The sequence below is a fragment of the Streptomyces sp. NPDC004647 genome (assembly GCF_040609575.1).
Taxonomy (GTDB): Bacteria; Actinomycetota; Actinomycetes; order Streptomycetales; family Streptomycetaceae; genus Streptomyces.
This window is the reverse complement of record NZ_JBEXKU010000076.1, coordinates 18,079-36,121: the sequence shown is the minus strand read 5'-3', so window position 1 is coordinate 36,121 and position 18,043 is coordinate 18,079. Positions and strand designations below refer to the sequence as shown.

The window sequence follows — 18,043 nt, the reverse complement described above, 5'->3', positions numbered from 1 at the left end:
GGCCCGGGGGGGGGGGGCCCGGGCCCCCCCCCTCCGCGGGGCGGTGGGGGGGGGGCGGGGTGGGGGGGGGGGGGGGCCCCGCGGGGCCGCCCCCCGGGGCGGGGGCCCGGGGGCGGGCCTCCTCACATGTACTCGGACGGTACGGACGCGGCCGGCGAACTGGGCCCGCCTGTGGCATGCCGGGCCGTTGTCCTACGACCGGCTGGTGGACACCGTCCGCTCAGACCGTCCTGAACGCCAGGACGACGTTGTGACCGCCGAAGCCGAACGAGTCGTTGAGGGCCGCGATGGTGCCCTCGGGGAGCGGGCGGGCCTCGCCGCGCACGACGTCCGCATCGGCCTCGGGGTCGAGGTTGTCGATGTTGATCGTCGGCGGAGCGATCCGGTTGTACAGCGCCAGGACGCTGGCCACGGTCTCCACGCCGCCCGCACCGCCGAGGAGGTGGCCGGTCATGGACTTCGTACCGGACAGGGCCATGTGGTCCACGTCGTCGCCGAAGATCTTGCGCAGCGCCTTGATCTCGGCCACGTCGCCCTGCGGGGTCGAGGTGGCGTGCGCGTTGATGTGCGCGATCTCGGCGGGCTTGAGGTCCGTGTTGGCCAGCAGGTTCTGCAGCGCGTGCGCGATGCCGTTGCCCGACGGCTCGGGCTGGGTGATGTGGTGGCTGTCCGCGGAGATGCCCTGGCCGAGGGCCTCGGCGTAGATCCGCGCGCCGCGCTGGGCGGCGTGCTCGGCGGACTCCAGAATGACCACGCCGGCGCCCTCGCCGAGCACGAAGCCGTCACGGCCCGTGTCGTACGGCCGGGAGGCGCCCTGCGGGTCGTCGTTGTTCTTCGACATCGCCATCATGTTGCCGAACGCGGCGATGGGCAGCGGGTGGATGGCCGCTTCGGTGCCGCCGGCCACGACCACATCGGCCCGTCCGGTGCGGATCATCTCGATGGCGTACCCGATCGCCTCGGCGCCGGACGCGCAGGCGCTCACCGGGGTGTGCACGCCGGCTCGGGCGCCAACCTCCAGGCCGACGTTGGCCGACGGGCTGTTCGGCATCAGCATCGGCACGGTGTGCGGGGAGACGCGGCGTACGCCCTTCTCCTTCAGCACGTCGTACTGATCAAGCAGAGTCGTTACGCCGCCGATGCCGGAGGCGATGACCGCGCCCAGCCGGTCGGGGTCGATGGCTGAGTCCTCACCCGCCTTGGCGGTGAAACCCGCGTCGGCCCACGCCTCGCGCGCCGCGATCAGCGCGAACTGCGCCGAGCGGTCCAGCTTGCGGGCCTGCGGCCGGGGGATGATCTCCGTGGGGTCAACGGCGATCTGCGCCGCGATACGTACCGGCAGCTGCTCGGCCCAGTCCTGCTCGAGCAGGCTGACACCGGAGCGGCCGGCAATCAGACCTTCCCAGGTCGATGCGCTGTCGCCACCCAGTGGTGTGGTTGCGCCGATACCGGTGACGACCACGGTGCGATTGGTCGCGTTCACAGGAATTCTTTCTCCACGTGTCGAGGGGTCCGAATGACGGCGCCACCGCAGGGTGGCGACTAGCGCTCGGCTGGATCAGGCCTGGTGCTTGGCGATGTAGTCGACGGCGTCGCCGACGGTCTTGAGGTTCTTGACGTCGTCGTCCGGGATCTTCACGTCGAAGCGCTCCTCGGCGGCGACGACGACCTCGACCATGGACAGCGAGTCGACGTCCAGGTCATCGGTGAACGACTTGTCGCGCTGGACATCCTCGGTGGGGATTCCGGCGATCTCGTTCACGATCTCGGCGAGACCGGCGACGATCTCTTCCTGAGTGGCGGCCATTGCGGCGCTCCTTCGGTGTCTTTTCGGTGCTGCACTTGTGGTGGGACGGCGGCTGCCCGGATGGCCCGGGCTGCGTGGATCTGCCCTAGGGGAGAGTAACGACCGTCGCGGCGTAGACGAGACCCGCCCCGAAGCCGATGACGAGCGCGGTGTCACCGCTCTTCGCCTGCCCGGTCGCCAGAAGCCGCTCCATCGCGAGCGGAATCGAGGCGGCCGAGGTGTTGCCGGTGGTCTCCACGTCACGGGCGACCGTGACGTGCTCCGGCAGTTTGAGGGTCTTCACCATCGAGTCGATGATCCGCATATTGGCCTGGTGCGGGATGAAGACGTCCAGGTCGTCCGTGGTCATTCCGGCCGCGTCCAGCGCCTGCTGGGCAATCTTCGCCATCTCGTACACCGCCCAGCGGAAGACCGTCTGGCCCTCCTGGGTGATGGCCGGGAAGCGGACGTCGGTCCGGTCGCGGTAGGCGTCCCACGACACAGTCTGCTTGATGGTCTCGGACTTGTCGCCCTCCGAGCCCCACACCGTGGGGCCCATCTCCGGCTCCTTGGCCGGGCCGACGACGACCGCGCCGGCGCCGTCACCGAACAGGAAGGCCGTCGCGCGGTCCTCCAGATCGGTCAGGTCCGACAGCCGCTCGACCCCGATGACCAGGACGTACTCCGCGCTGCCCTCGGTGATCATGCCCTTGGCGAGAGTCAGTCCGTAGGTGAAGCCCGCGCATCCCGCGGAGATGTCGAACGCGGCAGGCCTGCCCGCGCCGATCCGGTGCGCGATCTCGGTCGCGACGGCCGGGGTCTGCTTGAAGTGCGAGACGGTGGAGACGATCACGCCACCGATCTGACCGGCGGTGATCCCCGCCTCAGCGATGGCCTTGCCCGCCGCCTCGAGCGACATCTCGGCGACAGTCTCGTCCGGGCCGGCCCAGTGCCGGCTGGCGATGCCGGAACGGGAGCGGATCCACTCGTCGGACGAGTCGATGTGCTTGAGGATCTCCTCGTTCGGCACCACCCGGGTCGGGCGGTAGCCGCCTACACCGAGGATGCGCGCATACGGGGAACCCTTGCTGGGCTTGATCTTCGCGGTCATGCTCTCGCGGCTCCTATTCGGCGTGGGCGACGTGCTCGGCGACCAGCGCGCGGGCGGCGTCGAGGTCGTCCGGGGTCTTCAGAGCGACAGTCCGCACCCCGGGCAAAGCACGCTTGGCCAGGCCGGTCAGCGTGCCACCCGGGCACACCTCGATCATCGCAGTGACACCGAGCTCCTTGAAGGTCTCCATGCACAGGTCCCAGCGGACCGGGTTGGACACCTGGGCGACCACGCGGCGCACGATCTCCTCACCTGACCGCACGACCCGGCCGTCGGAGTTGGAGACGAACGGGGTGCGGGGGTCGTGGACCGTGACACCGGGGACCAGGTCCTCCAGTGTGGAGACCGCGGGCGCCATGTGCTCGGTGTGGAACGCGCCGGCGACCTTCAGCGGGATGACCCGGGCCTTCTCCGGCTTCTCGGCGGTCAGAGCCGCCAGCTGCTCAGCGGTGCCCGCGGCGACGATCTGGCCGGCGCCGTTCATGTTCGCCGCGGTCAGGTTCAGCTTCTCCAGGTGTTTCACCACCGCGTCGGGGTCGCCGCCCAGCACTGCGGACATACCGGTCTCGGTGACAGCGGCGGCCTTGGCCATCGCCAGTCCGCGCTGCCGTACGAGGACCATCGCGGCCTCTGCCGTGATGACGCCCGTAGCAGCCGCCGCGGTGATCTCGCCAACGCTGTGACCGGCCACGACGCCCACCGGACCGGAGCCCTCGAACGACTCGGGGAAGACCGACAGCGTGGAGATCAGACCGGAGGCGACGAGGAGCGGCTGAGCCACGGCCGTGTCGCGGATCTGCTCCGCGTCGGCCTCGGTGCCGTAGTGGATCAGGTCGAGGCCGGAGACGGCCGACCACCACTTGAGGCGTTCGGTGACACCGGGGAGATCGAGCCAGGGGGCGAGGAAGCCGGGCGCCTGAGCACCTTGGCCGGGAGCGACGAGTACGAGCACTCTCACACTCTCTCTTGTGGAAGGTCCCGGCCGCCGGTGGGGACAGGGACCAAGAACAGTCGGGGGAATTGTGGGTGTCCGACAAAAGACTAGAGTTGCATTTCAGCGTCTGCCAGACGCCCAAGAATCAGGGCGACACGCAGTGTGAACGCGGAACGTACATCGGAGGGTGACCATCCGGTGACGTCGGTCACACGTCGAAGCCGGTAGCGCACGGTGTTGGGGTGGACGAACAGCATCCGAGCAGCGCCCTCCAGACTGCTCGCCTGCTCGAGGTAGACGCTCAGCGTTTCCAGCAGCGCCGAGCCCGCTTCCTCCAGTGGTCTGTAGATCTCCTCCACCAATTGCTCGCGGGCTGAGGCATCTCCGGCCATGGCCCGTTCGGGCAGCACATCGTCCGCGATGACGGGGCGCGGGGCATCCGGCCAGGCCGCACACGCCCGCAGCCCCGCGGCGGCGGCATGCGCGGAGCGGGTGGCGGAGACCAGGTCGCCGACCACCGGGCCGGCGACCACGGGCCCGGCGGCGAACGGGCCGATCAGATCCTTCGCCGTACGGATCGGGTCGTCGCTGCCGCCCGCGATCACCACCAGACGGTCACCGAGCACCCCGGTGAGGACCTGGAGCTTGGCGTGCCGGGCGGCACGCCGGATCGCCTCGACGGTGAGTTCGCTGTCGCCGTCCGGGGCGGTGCCGAGGACGACGATCACGTGCTCGGGGGAGTTCCAGCCGAGGGCGGCGGCGCGGGACAGGGCGCCCTCGTCGGCCTCGCCGGAGAGCACGGCGTTGACCACCAGCGACTCCAGGCGGGCGTCCCAGGCGCCGCGGGCCTCGGCGGCCTGGGCGTACACCTGGGCGGTGGCGAAGGCGATCTCGCGGGCGTAGATGAGCAGGGCCTCGCGCAGCGCGGACTCGTCGCCGGGGGCCGCCACCTCGTCGATGGCCGACTCCATGACCTCGATCGTGGTCCGGACCATTTCGACGGTCTGGCGCAGGGTGATCGCGCGGGTCAGCTCGCGAGGCGCGGTGCCGAAGACGTCCGTGCTGATGGCCTGCGGGGTCTCCGGGTGCCGGAACCACTCGGTGAAGGCGGCGATACCGGCCTGGGCGACGAGGCCGATCCAGGAGCGGTTCTCCGGTGGCATGGCGCGGTACCACGGCAGCGTCTCGCCCATGCGGGCGATGGCGTTCGCGGCGAGGCGGCCGGAGGACTGCTCCAGCCGCCGCAGGGTCGCGGCGTGGAGGTGAGCTTCGGCGGATCCGGATTCAGACACGTGACAAGACTGCCTCATACCGCGCGGTCCCTGCCCTGCCCCCTCCCTCGCGCCTCGGTACGGTGGCAGGGTGATTCAGCTGTGGCGGGGCCGGGAGCGCTATCAAGGCGGCGACCCGGAGACGGGGATCGAGACGCTGCACGCCTTCTCCTTCGGGCCGTACTACGACCCCGGCAATGTGCGTTTCGGGGCGCTCGTCGCCTGCAACGAGGAGCGGCTCGCGCCGGGGGCGGGCTTCGACGAGCATCCGCACCGCGATGTCCTGATCGTCACCTGGGTCGTCGAGGGGGAGCTCACCCACCGCGACTCCTCGGGCCACGCGTCGGTCGTACGGCCCGGTGACGTACAGCGGCTCAGCGCGGGCGGCGGCGTGCGGCATGTGGAGCGCAATGACGGCGCGGAGCCGCTCAGGTTCGTCCAGATGTGGCTGGAACCGGCGGATCCGGGCGGCGAGCCGTCGTACGAGATCGTCCGCGGCATCGCCGACGGCACCCCGTACGCGCTGGAACCGGCCGGGGCGGAGCTGCACATCCGGCGCCTCGCCGGCGGGGAGCGCGCCGCGCTGCCGGACGCCGCGCGGGTGTATCTGCATGTGGTGCGTGGCGAAGTGCGGCTGGCGGACGAGGTGTTGGAGCCGGGGGACGCCGCGCGGATCACCGAGGCCCGGGACTTGGATATGACCGCCGCGGGACCGGCCGAGCTGCTGATGTGGGAGATGTGAGGCTCAGCGCCGGAGGCTGCCGACGCGCGAAGAGCCGTATGCGGACTGCCCGGCGTAGCGGGCGACACGGCGTACGCGGACTGCCCGGCGTACGCGGGCGACACGGCGTACGGGTGGCACCCGGCCTACCCGGACTGCCCGTGAGGCGCAGCGCCGGAGGCTGCCCGACGCGCGAAGAGCCGTACGCGCCTGCCCGGGCGTATGCGGGCGACCCGGCCTAGGCGGCCTGCTCGGCGTACGCGGACCACCCGGGGTACGGATGGTCCGCGTACGGGCGCACTGCGATCTTCCCCAGCTCCTGGCCGGGAGGTGCACCCGGCACCGGATGCCGTGGGGTCCGGACCTCCCACTGGGCCCGCTACTTTTGAGACACGCCCTGGGCGAGTTCGGCGAGTTCGGCGAGTACGGCGTCCGTGAAGGGCGGCCACGCGTCGATCGCCCACTGGCCGAAAGCGAGGTCCGTGAGCACCACGCAGGCGGCGCCCGCGTCCGGGTCGACCCACAGGAAGGTGCCGGACTGGCCGAAGTGGCCGAAGGTGCGCGGCGAGGACGTGGAGCCGGTCCAGTGCGGGGACTTGGAGTCGCGGATCTCGAAGCCGAGTCCCCAGTCGTTGGCCTTCTGGTTGCCATAGCCCGGCAGCACACCGGACAGGCCCGGGTGGACCACCGAGACCGCCTCCGCGACGGTCTGCGGATGCAGCACCTGCGGAGCCTGGAGCTCGGCGGCGAAGCGGACCAGGTCGTCGACGGTCGAGACGCCGTCCTTGGCAGGGGAGCCCTGCAGATCGGTGGCGGCCATGCCCAGGGGGTCGAGGACCGCCTGACGGAGGTAGTCGGCGAAGTGGATGCCCGTGGCCTTGGCGATGTGGTCGCCCAGGGCCTCGAAGCCCGCGTTGGAGTAGAGCCGGCGCTTGCCGGGCGCGGACATCGCGCGGTTCTCGTCGAAGGCGAGCCCGGAGGTGTGCGCGAGCAGGTGCCGGACCGTTGAGCCCTCCGGCCCGGCGGGCTCGTCGAGTTCCACCGCGCCCTCCTCGACCGCGACGAGCGCGGCGTAGGCGGCGAGCGGCTTGGTGACCGAAGCGAGCGGGAAACGGTGGCCCGTCGGTCCGTGGGACCCGGCGAGCGAACCGTCCGCCCGTACGACGGCGGCTGCCGCGGTGGAAACCGGCCAGTTCTCGATCATGCGCAGGCTGTGCATGGGCCCGAGCCTAACGCGGGGCCGCAAGCGCTCGTCGTATGGCCGGAAAGCGATGGCGGAACGCACTTGCTTGGAGTGCACTCCAGCTCTCTAGCGTTGACGTCGTCGCGAGGGTTCCGACCTGCGAAGGATGGTGACGGCATGACCGTGACGGCGACCGCCCCGCACCCGCGGCCAGGCGGGCAGGACCACTACACGATCAGCGAGGTCGCCACCTGGACCGGGCTCACCGCGTACACGCTGCGCTGGTACGAGCGGATCGGCCTGATGCCGCACGTCGACCGTTCGCACACCGGTCAGCGGCGCTACAGCAACCGCGACCTCGACTGGCTCGCCTTCGTCGGCAAGCTGCGGCTGACCGGGATGCCGGTCGCGGACATGGTCCGGTACGCCGAGCTGGTTCGGGCGGGCGAGCACACGTTCGCCGAGCGGCAGGACCTGCTCAAGGCGCACCGTGACGGCGTGCGGCAGAGGATCGCCGAGCTGCAGGACACCCTCGCGGTCCTCGACTTCAAGATCGAAATTTATGCGGACGCCCGGCGGGCGTCGGAGAGGGCCTGACTGATGAGCAACGAGAAGATCGCGCAGGTGGAACTGGGGACCGGAGGCCCCCTGGTCGGTGTGCAGGGGCTCGGCTGCATGGGCATGAGCGAGTTCTACGGTGACACCGATGACGCGGCCGCGCGGGAGACGCTCGGCGCGGCGCTGGAGGCGGGCGTCACCCTGTTCGACACCGCCGATGTGTACGGCTCGGGTGCGAACGAGGAGTTCATCGCCCCGTTCGTCCGGGCGCACCGCGACGAGATCACCCTGGCGACGAAGTTCGCCATCGTCCGCAAGGCCGACGACCCGCACTTCCGCGGCATCCGGAACGACCGCCCGTACATCCGCGAGTCCATCGAGGGAAGCCTGCGGCGCCTCGGTGTGGAGGAGATCGACCTCTACTACATGCACCGGCGCGACGTGAACGTGCCGATCGAGGAAAGCGTCGGCGCGATGGCCGAGTTGGTCCAGGAGGGGAAGGTCAAGCAGCTGGGCCTGAGCGAGGTCACGGGCGACGAACTGCGCGCCGCACACGCCGTGCACCCGATCGCCGCCGTCCAGTCCGAGTGGTCGGTTTTCAGCCGCGATGTCGAGCGGACGGTCGTGCCGGCGGCGGCCGGGCTGGGGGTCGCCTTCGTGCCGTACTCGCCGCTTGGGCGCGGCTTCCTGACGGGTGCGTTCGTCAACGCCGACAGTGAGCTGGCCGGGAACGACTATCGCAGGGGCATGCCCCGCTTCAGCGGGGACAACGCGGCGGCGAACGCGGCACTCCTGGAGCCCGTACGGGCCGTGGCGGAGGCGCGTGGCGCGACTCTCGGCCAGATCGCTCTGGCCTGGGTGCAGCAGCGGGCCCAGGTGCACGGGCTGACCGTGGTGCCGATCCCTGGCACCCGTAAGCGGAGCCGGCTGGTGGAGAACGCCGCCGCGACGCGCCTGGTGCTGACCGAGGACGAGTCGGCTCTCCTGGAGCCGATCGCCGACAAGGTCGCGGGCGGGCGCTACGCCGACATGAGGTTCACGTCTGCAGGCCGCGAGTAGCGGCCGCGGAGGGCATGCGGCGGTGGAGCAACGGCCTGGAAGTTCGGGCAGGGGCGGGTAGGCCGGGCAGGTCGGCTCTGCGTTTCGTTCGACCCGATGGGTGTCCGCCGGTGATCGGGGGTGAATCGGCCGGGCCGCGAGTCCGCCGGACGGACCTAGAGCTCCGCGAGCAGCTCCGCCTTCTTCGAGCTGAACTCGTCGTCCGTCAGCAGCCCCGCCTCGTGCAGCGCTCCCAGGTGCCGGATGCGGTCCGCGATGTCCGCGGGATGGGGCCGGGCCCCCTTGCCGTGGCCGATCGTCCGAGGCGCGTGCCCGGTCACGGCTGTGCCCTCCTCCGGCCCGGCCGCCCGCACTGCCTCCAGCACCGACGCCGCGAACGGCAGCGACTCGTGCACCAGCCCGTAACCGAGGCCGAAGACGACCGCGGCCGGGTCCTGGTCGGCGGCACCGGGGTGTGCCGGGCGCCCGGCACCGGAGCCCGTAGCGGTTCCGGAGCCGGTGCCGCCCTCCGCCGCCCGCACACCGTCCGCCCCGCGGCGCACCAGTCGCAGATGGCCGCCCAGAACGTCGGGCGAGCGCCACCTCACATCGGCCAGCTCGGTCACCGGGAAGGTCTGGTCGCCGGCCTTCCACTTCGCGGAGGAGGCGCCCGTCCAGAACCACCGGAAAGCGACGGACCTCCCGTCGAAGGAGGCCTTGCCGTCGTACGCCTTGAAGTTCAGTGGCGGTGGGGGCGCCATGACCAGATACCGGTCGGACGGCTCGTCCACCGTGTCTCCCAGCGCCGCGCGCATCTCGTCCGCGTAGTACCCGGCGAGCGTCTCCCGCTCTGCCGGCAGCACCAGCCGGTACGGATCGCAGCCCGTCTTCAGCTGCCCGTCCGCCGCGTCCATGAGCGGATCCGCGCCGCGCCGGGGCACGGCCCGCAGTGCCACTGCCCCCCGTTTGCCGTGAGTGAGCTCCACCGCCGCCAGCGCCTCGTAGGGGACGCGCCGCTCGCCGAGCACCTGGAACAGCTTCGGCGTACGGATCCCCCGTTCGAAGCGGATGAGCACGGAGTCCGTGTCGAACTCCCAGACGGTGTGAAAACCGGCCAGCACATCACCCATGCGGCTCATCGTATGTGGCGGTCGCCCGCCCGTCCCCCCTCTGTGCGCTACGCGCGTCAAACCTCTTCGGGCCCGGTCACGTCGGGCCGGCAGTCGCCGGCGGGTCCGGACGCGCAGGTCACGGAGTCGAGCGCGCCGACCCCGATCTCGGCGAAGTTCTCCAGGCTGTCGGTGCCGGGATCGAAGTACCCGGTGTGGCCGACGGCGCCGCGCGCGGACAGCACCCGTGCGCCGAAGCCCTCGGCGACCGGGTCGGCGCCGTGTCCCAGCTGTCCGATCTCCAGGTTCGGGATGTCCTGGATCCAGTCGTCGGCGTCCCGGGTGGCCCATACGCGGGCCCGGGTGCCGAGCCCCGCGGCGCTCTCGGTCCGCATACCGGGGCTGCCGGCCACCGCGATGTCGGTGACCGTCGGGGGAAGCTTGCTCGCGGCGACGCCGCAGACCACGGAGCCGTAGCTGTGGCAGAACAGTGAGACGCGCGAGACCGGCGAGGTGGCGGGCAGCGAGTCGACGAGGGCGCGCAGCCGTACCGCTCCGTCCTCCGCGAGCCGGCCGATCGCCGCGTCCATGCCGAGGCCTGCCGGAGCGGTGTAATCCGCCCAGGCCACGACGGCGGTACGGGCTCCCGGGCGCTCCGCGCGCTCGGCGTTGTACAGGGAGCGCGCCATACCCACCGGGGCGCTCGTCTGGCGCTGAGACCGCTCGAAATTCACCAGATTGGTGTCCACCCCGGGCACGACGACCGACACCTGGCGGGCGCGGGAGAGGTCGCCGAAGACCTCGGCGGCGCGGCCCGGCCCGGTCGGGTCGAAGGCGAGGATCTGGCGCCCGCGGCTCAGCATCGACTCGAACCGGTGCATGAGGCGCCCGGCCTGCTGCCGGCCCACATCGGTCAGATGTTTGTCGTTCAGCCGCTTCTTCGCCGTCTTGCGGGCCTCGTCCAGGGCGATCCGGTTCGCCTGATATCGAAGCTTCACCGGCGCGCCGCCCAGGTTGCCGACGACCAGCGGATACTGCCTGGCCAGGCGGTTCTCCTGGGTGGGGTTCAGGGAGCGGAAGAACTCGGCAAGGGTGGCCGGGGGCGCCTCGGGGTCGGGCAGCTCACGGCCGTCGACAGAGCCGTTCAGCCAAGCGGTGACTGCCGCTTCGCGAGGTCCGGGGTCCGGCCCGTGGTTCCGGATGGCCGTCCAGCCGGTGGTTGCCAGCATGACGAACACAACGGCAAGGGCGAGCACCGTGCGCCAAACCGGGGAGTCGCCGAACCATGATGTGGGGGGAGAGCCGAGCTCAGGGAAAGAAGACACTGCGGGACACCCTAGGAGACGCTCGAGTGCGCTCGTGTGAGGGGTGATGCAACTCACGTTTCATGCCGGTCCATTCGCCGCATATCGAATGTCAGGGGCCATCCTGGGGGAGAGGTCTTACAGCCCGTGGTCATGCCGACCTTCCGCGAGCGGCGGACCGAGGTGGTCGCCCGGTCCTGGGTGATCCGGTTCACGCTGCTGGGCCTGTAGCGGTGTCACACCTCCGGCGGCGGGCGCGGCGTCAACATCGCGGGCCGGGATCTACGCTGCCGGGCCCCTTGGTGCAACTGCCCCTATCAGGGTGATCCATGATCAACCCCCTTGGCGACGGCGGGAACCGATGGTGAGGCTGCGGTGTAAAGAGAGTGAGAACCGACACGGGGGAGTGATCCATATGCGCAGCACCATCACGAACACCATGCGCCACACCGTCACCGCGGCTGCCTTGTCCGCCACTGCCGTAGCCCTGGTCCCGGGCGTGGCCACCACGGCCAGTGCCGGCGTTGCCACGACGGCACCGCGGGTCTCGGCCCCCGCCCCGCGGCTCGGTGCCTGCGAGCCCGGCCGGCTGTGCCTGTGGGAGCGCGCCGACTTCCGCGGCGCGGGGCGGACGTACGAGCTCTCGGGCACCGACATCGAGAGCTGTGTCCCGCTGCCGGACGGCCTCAGTGCCGGGTCGTTGGCGAACCGCACCGGCCGGCCCGTCACCACGTACCAGAGCGCCGAGTGCGCGGAGACGGGCGAATTCGATACGTATCCGGGCGGCGGCAGCTGGGTGCCCCAATCCCCTTACCAGGTCAGGGCCTTCAAGATCTGGGAGAGCTGATGGGGCGCCGTGCTCACGGCGCAATCCGCGCCCGTCACATGCCGCCCGCCGGTCGCCCCCGGCGCCACGGGCCACCCGCTGGGCGGCCCACGCCGGCGGTCCGGACGAGGCCAGGGGTTCGGAGGAGGGCGCGAACCGGGCCGCCGGGTCCACGGCGCCCGGCACGGACGGTCCGACCGGCGCACCCGCTCACGCCGATGCCTCGGCCCCGGCCGGGTGTACCGGTCGGGGCCGAGGCGGTGCATCTTGTGGCCGTCAGCGCGCAGCCACGCGGCGGAGCCGCCTTTCGAGGGCGCTTACGCGTCGCCGCCCGCGACGCCCGGGTCGGCCGCTGCCACATCGAGCAGCTTGTAGCGGTCGATCGCCTGCTTCAGCACCGAGCGGTCGATCTTGCCGTCCCGGGCCAGCTCCGTGAGCACGCCGAGGACGATCGACTGCGCGTCGATGTGGAAGAAGCGACGGGCCGCACCACGGGTGTCGGCGAAGCCGAAGCCGTCGGCGCCCAGCGACTGGTACGTGCCCGGTACCCAGCGTGCGATCTGGTCCGGGACGGCGCGCATCCAGTCGGACACGGCCACCTTCGGGCCCTCGGCGCTCTGCAGCTTCCGCGTCACGTACGGGACGCGCTGCTCCTCCTCCGGGTGCAGCAGGTTGTGCCGCTCCGTGTCGACGGCGTCGCGGCGCAGCTCGTTCCAGGAGGTCGCCGACCAGACGTCCGCCTTGACGTTCCACTCCTCCGCGAGCATCTGCTGTGCCTCGATGGCCCACGGCACGGCGACACCGGAGGCGAGGATCTGCGCCGGAATGGTGCCCTGCTCGGCCGCCTTGTAGCGGTGGAGGCCCTTGAGGATGCCCTCGACATCCACATCGGCCGGCTCGGCCGGGTGCTGGATCGGCTCGTTGTAGACGGTGAGGTAGTAGAAGACGTCCTCGCCGTGCGGGTGCTCGTCGGACGAGCCGTACATCCGGCGCAGACCGTCCTTGACGATGTGCGCGATCTCGTAGCCGAACGCCGGGTCGTAGGCGACGACCGCCGGGTTGGTCGAGGCGAGCAGCTGCGAATGCCCGTCCGCGTGCTGCAGGCCCTCGCCGGTCAGCGTCGTACGGCCGGCGGTCGCGCCCAGGACGAAGCCGCGCGCGAGCTGGTCGGCCATCTGCCAGAACTGGTCACCGGTGCGCTGGAACCCGAACATCGAGTAGAAGACGTATACCGGGATCAGCGGCTCACCGTGCGTGGCATAGGCGGAGCCCGCCGCGATGAGCGAGGCCGTGCAGCCCGCCTCGGAGATGCCGTCGTGCAGCATCTGGCCGGTCGGGGACTCCTTGTACGCCAGCAGCAGATCGCGGTCCACGGCCTCGTACTGCTGGCCCAGCGGGTTGTAGATCTTCGCCGACGGGAAGAACGAGTCCATTCCGAAGGTGCGGTACTCGTCGGGGGCGATCAGCACGAAACGCTTGCCGATCTCCTTGTCCCGCATGAGGTCCTTCAGCAGCCGGACGAAGGCCATGGTGGTGGCGATCGACTGCTGGCCGGAGCCCTTCTTCACGGCCGCGTAGGCCTTGTCGTCCGGGAGGTCCAGCGGCTTCGACCGCACGACGCGGGTCGGCACATAGCCACCCAGCGACTTGCGACGGTCGTGCATGTACTGGATTTCCTCGGAGTCCCGCCCCGGGTGGTAGTACGGCGGCGTGCCGGACTCCAGCTCCTTGTCCGTGATCGGGATGTGCAGCCGGTCGCGGAAGCGCTTGAGGTCGTCGGCCGTCAGCTTCTTCATCTGGTGGGTCGCGTTGCGGCCCTCGAAGTTCGGGCCGAGCGTCCAGCCCTTGACGGTCTGCGCGAGGATCACGGTCGGCTGGCCCTTGTGGGCCTTGGCCGCAGCGTAGGCCGCGTAGATCTTCCTGTGGTCGTGACCGCCGCGGCCCAGGTACAGGATCTGGTCGTCGGTCATGCCCTCGACCATCCTGCGCAGCCGCAGGTCGTCACCGAAGAAGTGCTCGCGGATGTACGAACCGGTCTCGGTGGCGTACGTCTGGAACTGGCCGTCGGGGGTCGTGTTCAGCTTGTTGACCAGCACGCCGTCCCGGTCCTGCGCGAGCAGCGGGTCCCAGCTGCGGTCCCAGACCAGCTTGATCACATTCCAGCCGGCGCCGCGGAAGTACGACTCGAGCTCCTGCATGATCTTGCCGTTGCCGCGGACCGGTCCGTCGAGCCGCTGCAGGTTGCAGTTGACCACGAAGGTCAGGTTGTCCAGGCCCTCACGGGCCGCGATCGACAGCTGGCCGAGCGACTCCGGCTCGTCCATCTCGCCGTCGCCGAGGTAGGCCCACACATGCGACTTGGAGGTGTCGGCGATGCCGCGCGCCTCCATGTAACGGTTCATCCGCGCCTGGAAGATCGCGCCCAGCGGGCCGAGGCCCATGGAGACGGTCGGGAACTCCCAGAAGTCCGGCATCAGCCGCGGGTGCGGGTAGCTGGACAGGCCGTAGGGAGCCTTGGACTTCTCCTGGCGGAAGCCGTCGAGCTGCTGCTCGTTAAGCCGGTCCAGGAGGTACGCCCGGGCGTAGATACCGGGGGAGGCATGCCCCTGGAAGAAGATCTGGTCGCCGCCGTCGCCCTCGTCCTTGCCGCGGAAGAAGTGGTTGAAGCCCACGTCGTAGAGCGACGCCGAGGAGGCGAAGGTGGCGATGTGGCCGCCGACTCCGATGCCCGGGCGCTGCGCGCGGGAGACCATCACCGCCGCGTTCCAGCGGGTCGCGTTCAGGACCTTGCGCTCGATCTCCTCGTGGCCGGGGAAGAACGGCTCGTCCTTGGTCGCGATGGTGTTGATGTAGTCCGTGCTGCGCATCTCGGGCACCGCGACGCGCTTCTCACGGGCGCGCTCGATGAGGCGGAGCATCAGGTAGCGGGCACGCTCACGGCCCCGCTCGTCGACGGCGGCGTCGAGCGAGTCGAGCCATTCCCGGGTCTCTTCGGGATCAAAGTCCGGGACCTGGCTGGGAAGGCCGCCAATGATGATCGGGTTGCGATCGGATCCGGAAGCCACGCTGTTCCTTCGCTGTTTCGGTCGTGCTGTGCACGCAATGGATTTCGCGCTCTGCTGGTGTCGCGCCGCCTCCCATCGTGTACCTCGGGGGGCGGAAACGTCATCTCTACTGAGTGGTAACCACCACTCTGTGAGACGGGGCCCTTACGGGCACCGACTGTTAGTCGGCCAAATCGCAACCTTACGCCCAGGCGCGGAGTGGTCGGCGTACGGCTGTTCGCCCCTGGTACGCGCCCGTCTCGATTCCGATCGGGACGGCGAATTTCCGGGACCGCACAAACCCGGCACATCGGTGTGGCGCGTATCACTCTGCTCGTGCATCTTGGGTCGAGACGTCAACGTTTGGGCGGGATCGGCAGCTGGGTACTTGCGCGAACAGCCCGGCCCGTGTGGACTACGGCCAAGAGGCTCGCGTACACGCGAGACAACAGGCATCTTCACGAAACATGACAGGAGGCAATCCGTGAGCGCGACCGCGGACCACGCGGAGGAGCGGACCAACCCTGCCGCCAGGCTGGGTTTCCAGCCCGGACAGGTGGTCCAGGAGATCGGCTACGACGACGACGTCGAGCAGGAGCTCCGCGAGGGCATCGAGGCCGTCACCGGCCAGGAGCTCGTCGACGAGGATTACGACGATGTGGCCGACGCCGTCGTGCTGTGGTTCCGGGAGGACGACGGCGACCTGACGGACGCGCTGGTGGACGCCACCACGACGATCGACGACGGTGCGCCGATCTGGCTGATGACGCCGAAGACCGGCCGCGACGGATACGTCGAGCCGAGCGACATCGGCGAGGCCGCGCAGACCGCCGGCCTGGCGCAGACCAGCAGCGTCAATGCGGGCAAGGACTGGACCGGCAGCCGCCTGGTCACTCCCAAGGCCGCCCGCTCCGGCAAACGCTAGGACGTTTCCGGACCACGCCGAACCGCGCCGCCACGCCCGCCGCGGCAGCAGCTGCTCGTATCACTCGTAGCCGCTGCCGGGGCGGGACGCCCACTGCTGCGCGCCGCCTTGCGGCCTGCTCCGCAGCTCTCCCCAGCCGCGCGGGATCTCGGCCTGTAACTCCTCATCTCATCTCCGGCCCCGGCGACGCTGTCGCCGGGGCCGGAGTTCTGCTGCCCGGGGCTGTTTCGCCGCGCAGTGCTGGGGGGAGGCCGGGGGAGGCCAGAGGTTGCCGGGCCGCGGACGCGCGGTGACAGACTGGCCGCGAACCCGCCGGTGCCCAGAACAGGGCCCGGCTCGTCTCGAGAGAGGGATACGCCCATGGCGATCGAGGTCGGTACGAAGGCTCCGGAACTCGAGTTGAAGAATCAGCACGGCGAGACCGTGCGGCTCTCGGACTTCCGGGGCCCCGACGGCAAGAACGTCGTGCTGCTCTTCTACCCGTTCGCCTTCACCGGCGTCTGCACCGGCGAGCTGTGCGAGCTCCGCGACGAGCTGCCGAAGTTCGTCAACGACGATGTGCAGCTGCTCGCGGTGTCCAACGACTCCCCGTTCACTCTGCGGGTGTTCGCCGAGAAGGAGGGCCTGGACTACCCCCTCCTGTCGGACTTCTGGCCGCACGGCGAGGCCTCGCGTGCGTACGGCGTCTTCGACGAGGAGAAGGGCTGCGCGGTGCGCGGCACCTTCATCATCGACAAGGAGGGCGTCGTCCGCTGGACCGTCGTCAACGGTCTGCCCGACGCTCGTGACCTCGGTGAGTACGTAAAGGCCCTGGATACCCTCTGATGAACATCCTCTGATGCAAACCCCCTGTAGCCGGGGGGAACCGCTCACTAGGATCGATTCGTTGATCCGATGCCACGAACGACGGGGGCGCAGGTTGTCTACGTACCCCTCGAATTTTTTGGGAGGACTCGTGGGAGTCAGCCTCAGCAAGGGCGGCAACGTCTCGCTGACCAAGGCAGCCCCCAACCTGACCGCGGTCATCGTCGGTTTGGGCTGGGACGCGCGCACCACCACCGGTAGCGATTTCGATCTCGACGCCAGCGCCCTGCTGACGAACGACGAGGGCAAGGTCGCCAACGACCAGAACTTCGTGTTCTTCAACAACCTCAAGAGCCCCGAGGGCTCCGTCGAGCACACCGGTGACAACCTCACCGGTGAGGGTGAGGGCGACGACGAGGTCATCAAGGTGAATCTCGCCGGGGTGCCGGCCGATGTCGCCAAGATCGTCTTCCCGGTCTCGATCTACGAGGCCGAGAGCCGGCAGCAGAGCTTCGGCCAGGTCCGCAACGCCTACATCCGGGTCATGAACCAGGCCGACAACAACGAGCTGGCGCGCTATGACCTGAGCGAGGACGCCTCGACCGAGACCGCGATGGTCTTCGGCGAGCTGTACCGCAATGGCGCGGAGTGGAAGTTCCGGGCCATCGGCCAGGGGTACGCATCGGGTCTGCGCGGGATCGCGCAGGACTTCGGCGTCAACGTCTGACCCCGCCCGCACGCGTCCGGCGCCGCACACCCACCGTACGAGGGTGGGGGCGGCGCCGGACGCGGCTGGGCGGTCGCACACTTCAGGTCACTCAGGGGAGGACCAGGACCATGGGCGTTACGCTCGCCAAGGGAGGCAATGTCTCCCTCTCCAAGGCCGCGCCGAACCTCACGCAGGTGATGATCGGGCTCGGCTGGGACGCGCGCTCCACCACGGGAGCACCGTTCGACCTCGACGCCAGCGCGCTGCTGTGCCAGTCGGGCCGGGTGCTCAGTGATGAGTACTTCGTGTTCTACAACAACCTCACGAGCCCGGAGGGTTCGGTCGAGCACACCGGCGACAACCTCACCGGTGAGGGCGACGGGGACGACGAGTCGATCCTGGTGGACCTCTCCAAGGTGCCCGAACGGGTCGACAAGATCATTTTTCCGGTCTCGATCCATGACGCCGACAACCGCGGGCAGACCTTCGGCCAGGTCAGCAACGCATTCATTCGCGTGGTCAACCAGGCCGACCAGCAGGAGCTGGCGCGCTATGACCTGAGCGAGGACGCCTATGGAGAGACCGCAATGATCTTCGGCGAGGTGTACCGGTACAGCGGCGAATGGAAGTTCCGGGCAGTGGGACAGGGGTACGCGTCCGGTCTTCGCGGCATCGCTCTAGACTTCGGGGTCAATGTTTCGTAAAGCCGCGCACTGCGCG

The 18,043-nt window shown here is 69.9% G+C and carries 17 protein-coding genes; 8 read left to right on the top strand and 9 right to left on the bottom strand.

The annotated features are described in order from the left end of the window. Positions 1-220 precede the first annotated feature (220 nt). From fabF to ABZW18_RS27385, 5 genes are all read right to left on the bottom strand, one after another. On the bottom strand, positions 221-1,483 hold the full coding sequence (gene fabF / locus ABZW18_RS27405; RefSeq protein WP_356192254.1) for a beta-ketoacyl-ACP synthase II: 1,263 nt from the start codon (positions 1,481-1,483) through the stop codon (positions 221-223). Positions 1,484-1,558: 75 nt separating this feature from the next. Next, a complete protein-coding gene (locus ABZW18_RS27400) occupies positions 1,559-1,807 on the bottom strand; it encodes an acyl carrier protein (RefSeq protein WP_356192252.1) in 249 nt (82 codons plus the stop codon). Between the two features lie 85 nt (positions 1,808-1,892). Continuing rightward, a complete protein-coding gene (locus tag ABZW18_RS27395; protein ID WP_356192250.1) occupies positions 1,893-2,897 on the bottom strand; it encodes a ketoacyl-ACP synthase III in 1,005 nt (334 codons plus the stop codon). Positions 2,898-2,910: 13 nt separating this feature from the next. Continuing rightward, the gene (locus tag ABZW18_RS27390) at positions 2,911-3,849 is read right to left on the bottom strand and encodes an ACP S-malonyltransferase (RefSeq protein ID WP_356192262.1); all 939 of its coding nucleotides are present in this window, start codon (positions 3,847-3,849) and stop codon (positions 2,911-2,913) included. A gap of 89 nt (positions 3,850-3,938) precedes the next feature. Next, a complete protein-coding gene (locus ABZW18_RS27385; RefSeq protein WP_356192248.1) occupies positions 3,939-5,123 on the bottom strand; it encodes a helix-turn-helix domain-containing protein in 1,185 nt (394 codons plus the stop codon). Positions 5,124-5,193: 70 nt separating this feature from the next. Here ABZW18_RS27385 and ABZW18_RS27380 point away from each other — a divergent pair, with 70 nt between their 5' ends. Continuing rightward, positions 5,194-5,844 (top strand): pirin family protein, encoded by a 651-nt coding sequence (locus ABZW18_RS27380; RefSeq protein ID WP_356192245.1) that lies wholly within the window; start codon positions 5,194-5,196, stop codon positions 5,842-5,844. Between the two features lie 358 nt (positions 5,845-6,202). Here ABZW18_RS27380 and ABZW18_RS27375 read toward each other — a convergent pair whose 3' ends face one another. Continuing rightward, positions 6,203-7,042: a serine hydrolase domain-containing protein gene (locus tag ABZW18_RS27375; protein WP_356192242.1), complete on the bottom strand. Its 840-nt coding sequence runs from the start codon at positions 7,040-7,042 to the stop codon at positions 6,203-6,205. Between the two features lie 141 nt (positions 7,043-7,183). Between ABZW18_RS27375 and ABZW18_RS27370 the strand changes: the two genes are divergently transcribed. Next, positions 7,184-7,603 (top strand): MerR family transcriptional regulator, encoded by a 420-nt coding sequence (locus ABZW18_RS27370; RefSeq protein WP_356192240.1) that lies wholly within the window; start codon positions 7,184-7,186, stop codon positions 7,601-7,603. Positions 7,604-7,606: 3 nt separating this feature from the next. Then, entirely contained in the window at positions 7,607-8,623 is a 1,017-nt protein-coding gene (locus tag ABZW18_RS27365) for an aldo/keto reductase (protein ID WP_356192237.1), read from the top strand. A 155-nt stretch (positions 8,624-8,778) separates the two neighbouring features. On the opposite strand, the gene ABZW18_RS27360 is transcribed toward ABZW18_RS27365, so the two are convergent. Together ABZW18_RS27360 and ABZW18_RS27355 are read right to left on the bottom strand one after the other, a co-directional pair. After that, positions 8,779-9,732: a DUF4429 domain-containing protein gene (locus ABZW18_RS27360; protein WP_356192234.1), complete on the bottom strand. Its 954-nt coding sequence runs from the start codon at positions 9,730-9,732 to the stop codon at positions 8,779-8,781. A gap of 56 nt (positions 9,733-9,788) precedes the next feature. Then, a complete protein-coding gene (locus ABZW18_RS27355) occupies positions 9,789-11,036 on the bottom strand; it encodes an alpha/beta hydrolase (RefSeq protein ID WP_356192231.1) in 1,248 nt (415 codons plus the stop codon). A gap of 418 nt (positions 11,037-11,454) precedes the next feature. On the opposite strand from ABZW18_RS27355, the gene ABZW18_RS27350 reads away from it, so the two are divergent. After that, complete coding sequence (locus ABZW18_RS27350; protein ID WP_356192259.1) at positions 11,455-11,862, top strand: peptidase inhibitor family I36 protein; 408 nt, start codon at positions 11,455-11,457, stop codon at positions 11,860-11,862. A gap of 296 nt (positions 11,863-12,158) precedes the next feature. Here ABZW18_RS27350 and aceE read toward each other — a convergent pair whose 3' ends face one another. After that, positions 12,159-14,906 (bottom strand): pyruvate dehydrogenase (acetyl-transferring), homodimeric type, encoded by a 2,748-nt coding sequence (aceE, locus tag ABZW18_RS27345; protein ID WP_356192229.1) that lies wholly within the window; start codon positions 14,904-14,906, stop codon positions 12,159-12,161. A gap of 463 nt (positions 14,907-15,369) precedes the next feature. Here aceE and ABZW18_RS27340 point away from each other — a divergent pair, with 463 nt between their 5' ends. From ABZW18_RS27340 to ABZW18_RS27325, 4 genes are all read left to right on the top strand, one after another. Next, positions 15,370-15,810, top strand: a complete 441-nt coding sequence (locus ABZW18_RS27340; protein WP_356192227.1) for a DUF3052 domain-containing protein — start codon at positions 15,370-15,372, stop codon at positions 15,808-15,810. A gap of 360 nt (positions 15,811-16,170) precedes the next feature. Further along, positions 16,171-16,635, top strand: coding sequence for a peroxiredoxin (locus tag ABZW18_RS27335; protein ID WP_356192225.1), 465 nt, complete (start codon positions 16,171-16,173; stop codon positions 16,633-16,635). Between the two features lie 130 nt (positions 16,636-16,765). Beyond that, positions 16,766-17,341, top strand: coding sequence for a TerD family protein (locus tag ABZW18_RS27330; RefSeq protein WP_356192222.1), 576 nt, complete (start codon positions 16,766-16,768; stop codon positions 17,339-17,341). Between the two features lie 110 nt (positions 17,342-17,451). Then, a complete protein-coding gene (locus ABZW18_RS27325; protein WP_356192221.1) occupies positions 17,452-18,027 on the top strand; it encodes a TerD family protein in 576 nt (191 codons plus the stop codon). Positions 18,028-18,043 lie beyond the last annotated feature (16 nt).

Bases quoted from the DNA above. Each gene is read 5' to 3' on its own strand.
- ABZW18_RS27400 (WP_356192252.1), bottom strand. From the start codon at position 1,807: ATGGCCGCCACTCAGGAAGAGATCGTCGCCGGTCTCGCCGAGATCGTG.
- ABZW18_RS27395 (WP_356192250.1), bottom strand. From the start codon at position 2,897: ATGACCGCGAAGATCAAGCCCAGCAAGGGTTCCCCGTATGCGCGCATC.
- ABZW18_RS27375 (WP_356192242.1), bottom strand. From the start codon at position 7,042: ATGCACAGCCTGCGCATGATCGAGAACTGGCCGGTTTCCACCGCGGCA.
- ABZW18_RS27370 (WP_356192240.1), top strand. From the start codon at position 7,184: ATGACCGTGACGGCGACCGCCCCGCACCCGCGGCCAGGCGGGCAGGAC.
- ABZW18_RS27365 (WP_356192237.1), top strand. From the start codon at position 7,607: ATGAGCAACGAGAAGATCGCGCAGGTGGAACTGGGGACCGGAGGCCCC.
- ABZW18_RS27360 (WP_356192234.1), bottom strand. From the start codon at position 9,732: ATGGGTGATGTGCTGGCCGGTTTTCACACCGTCTGGGAGTTCGACACG.
- ABZW18_RS27350 (WP_356192259.1), top strand. From the start codon at position 11,455: ATGCGCCACACCGTCACCGCGGCTGCCTTGTCCGCCACTGCCGTAGCC.
- ABZW18_RS27335 (WP_356192225.1), top strand. From the start codon at position 16,171: ATGGCGATCGAGGTCGGTACGAAGGCTCCGGAACTCGAGTTGAAGAAT.
- ABZW18_RS27325 (WP_356192221.1), top strand. From the start codon at position 17,452: ATGGGCGTTACGCTCGCCAAGGGAGGCAATGTCTCCCTCTCCAAGGCC.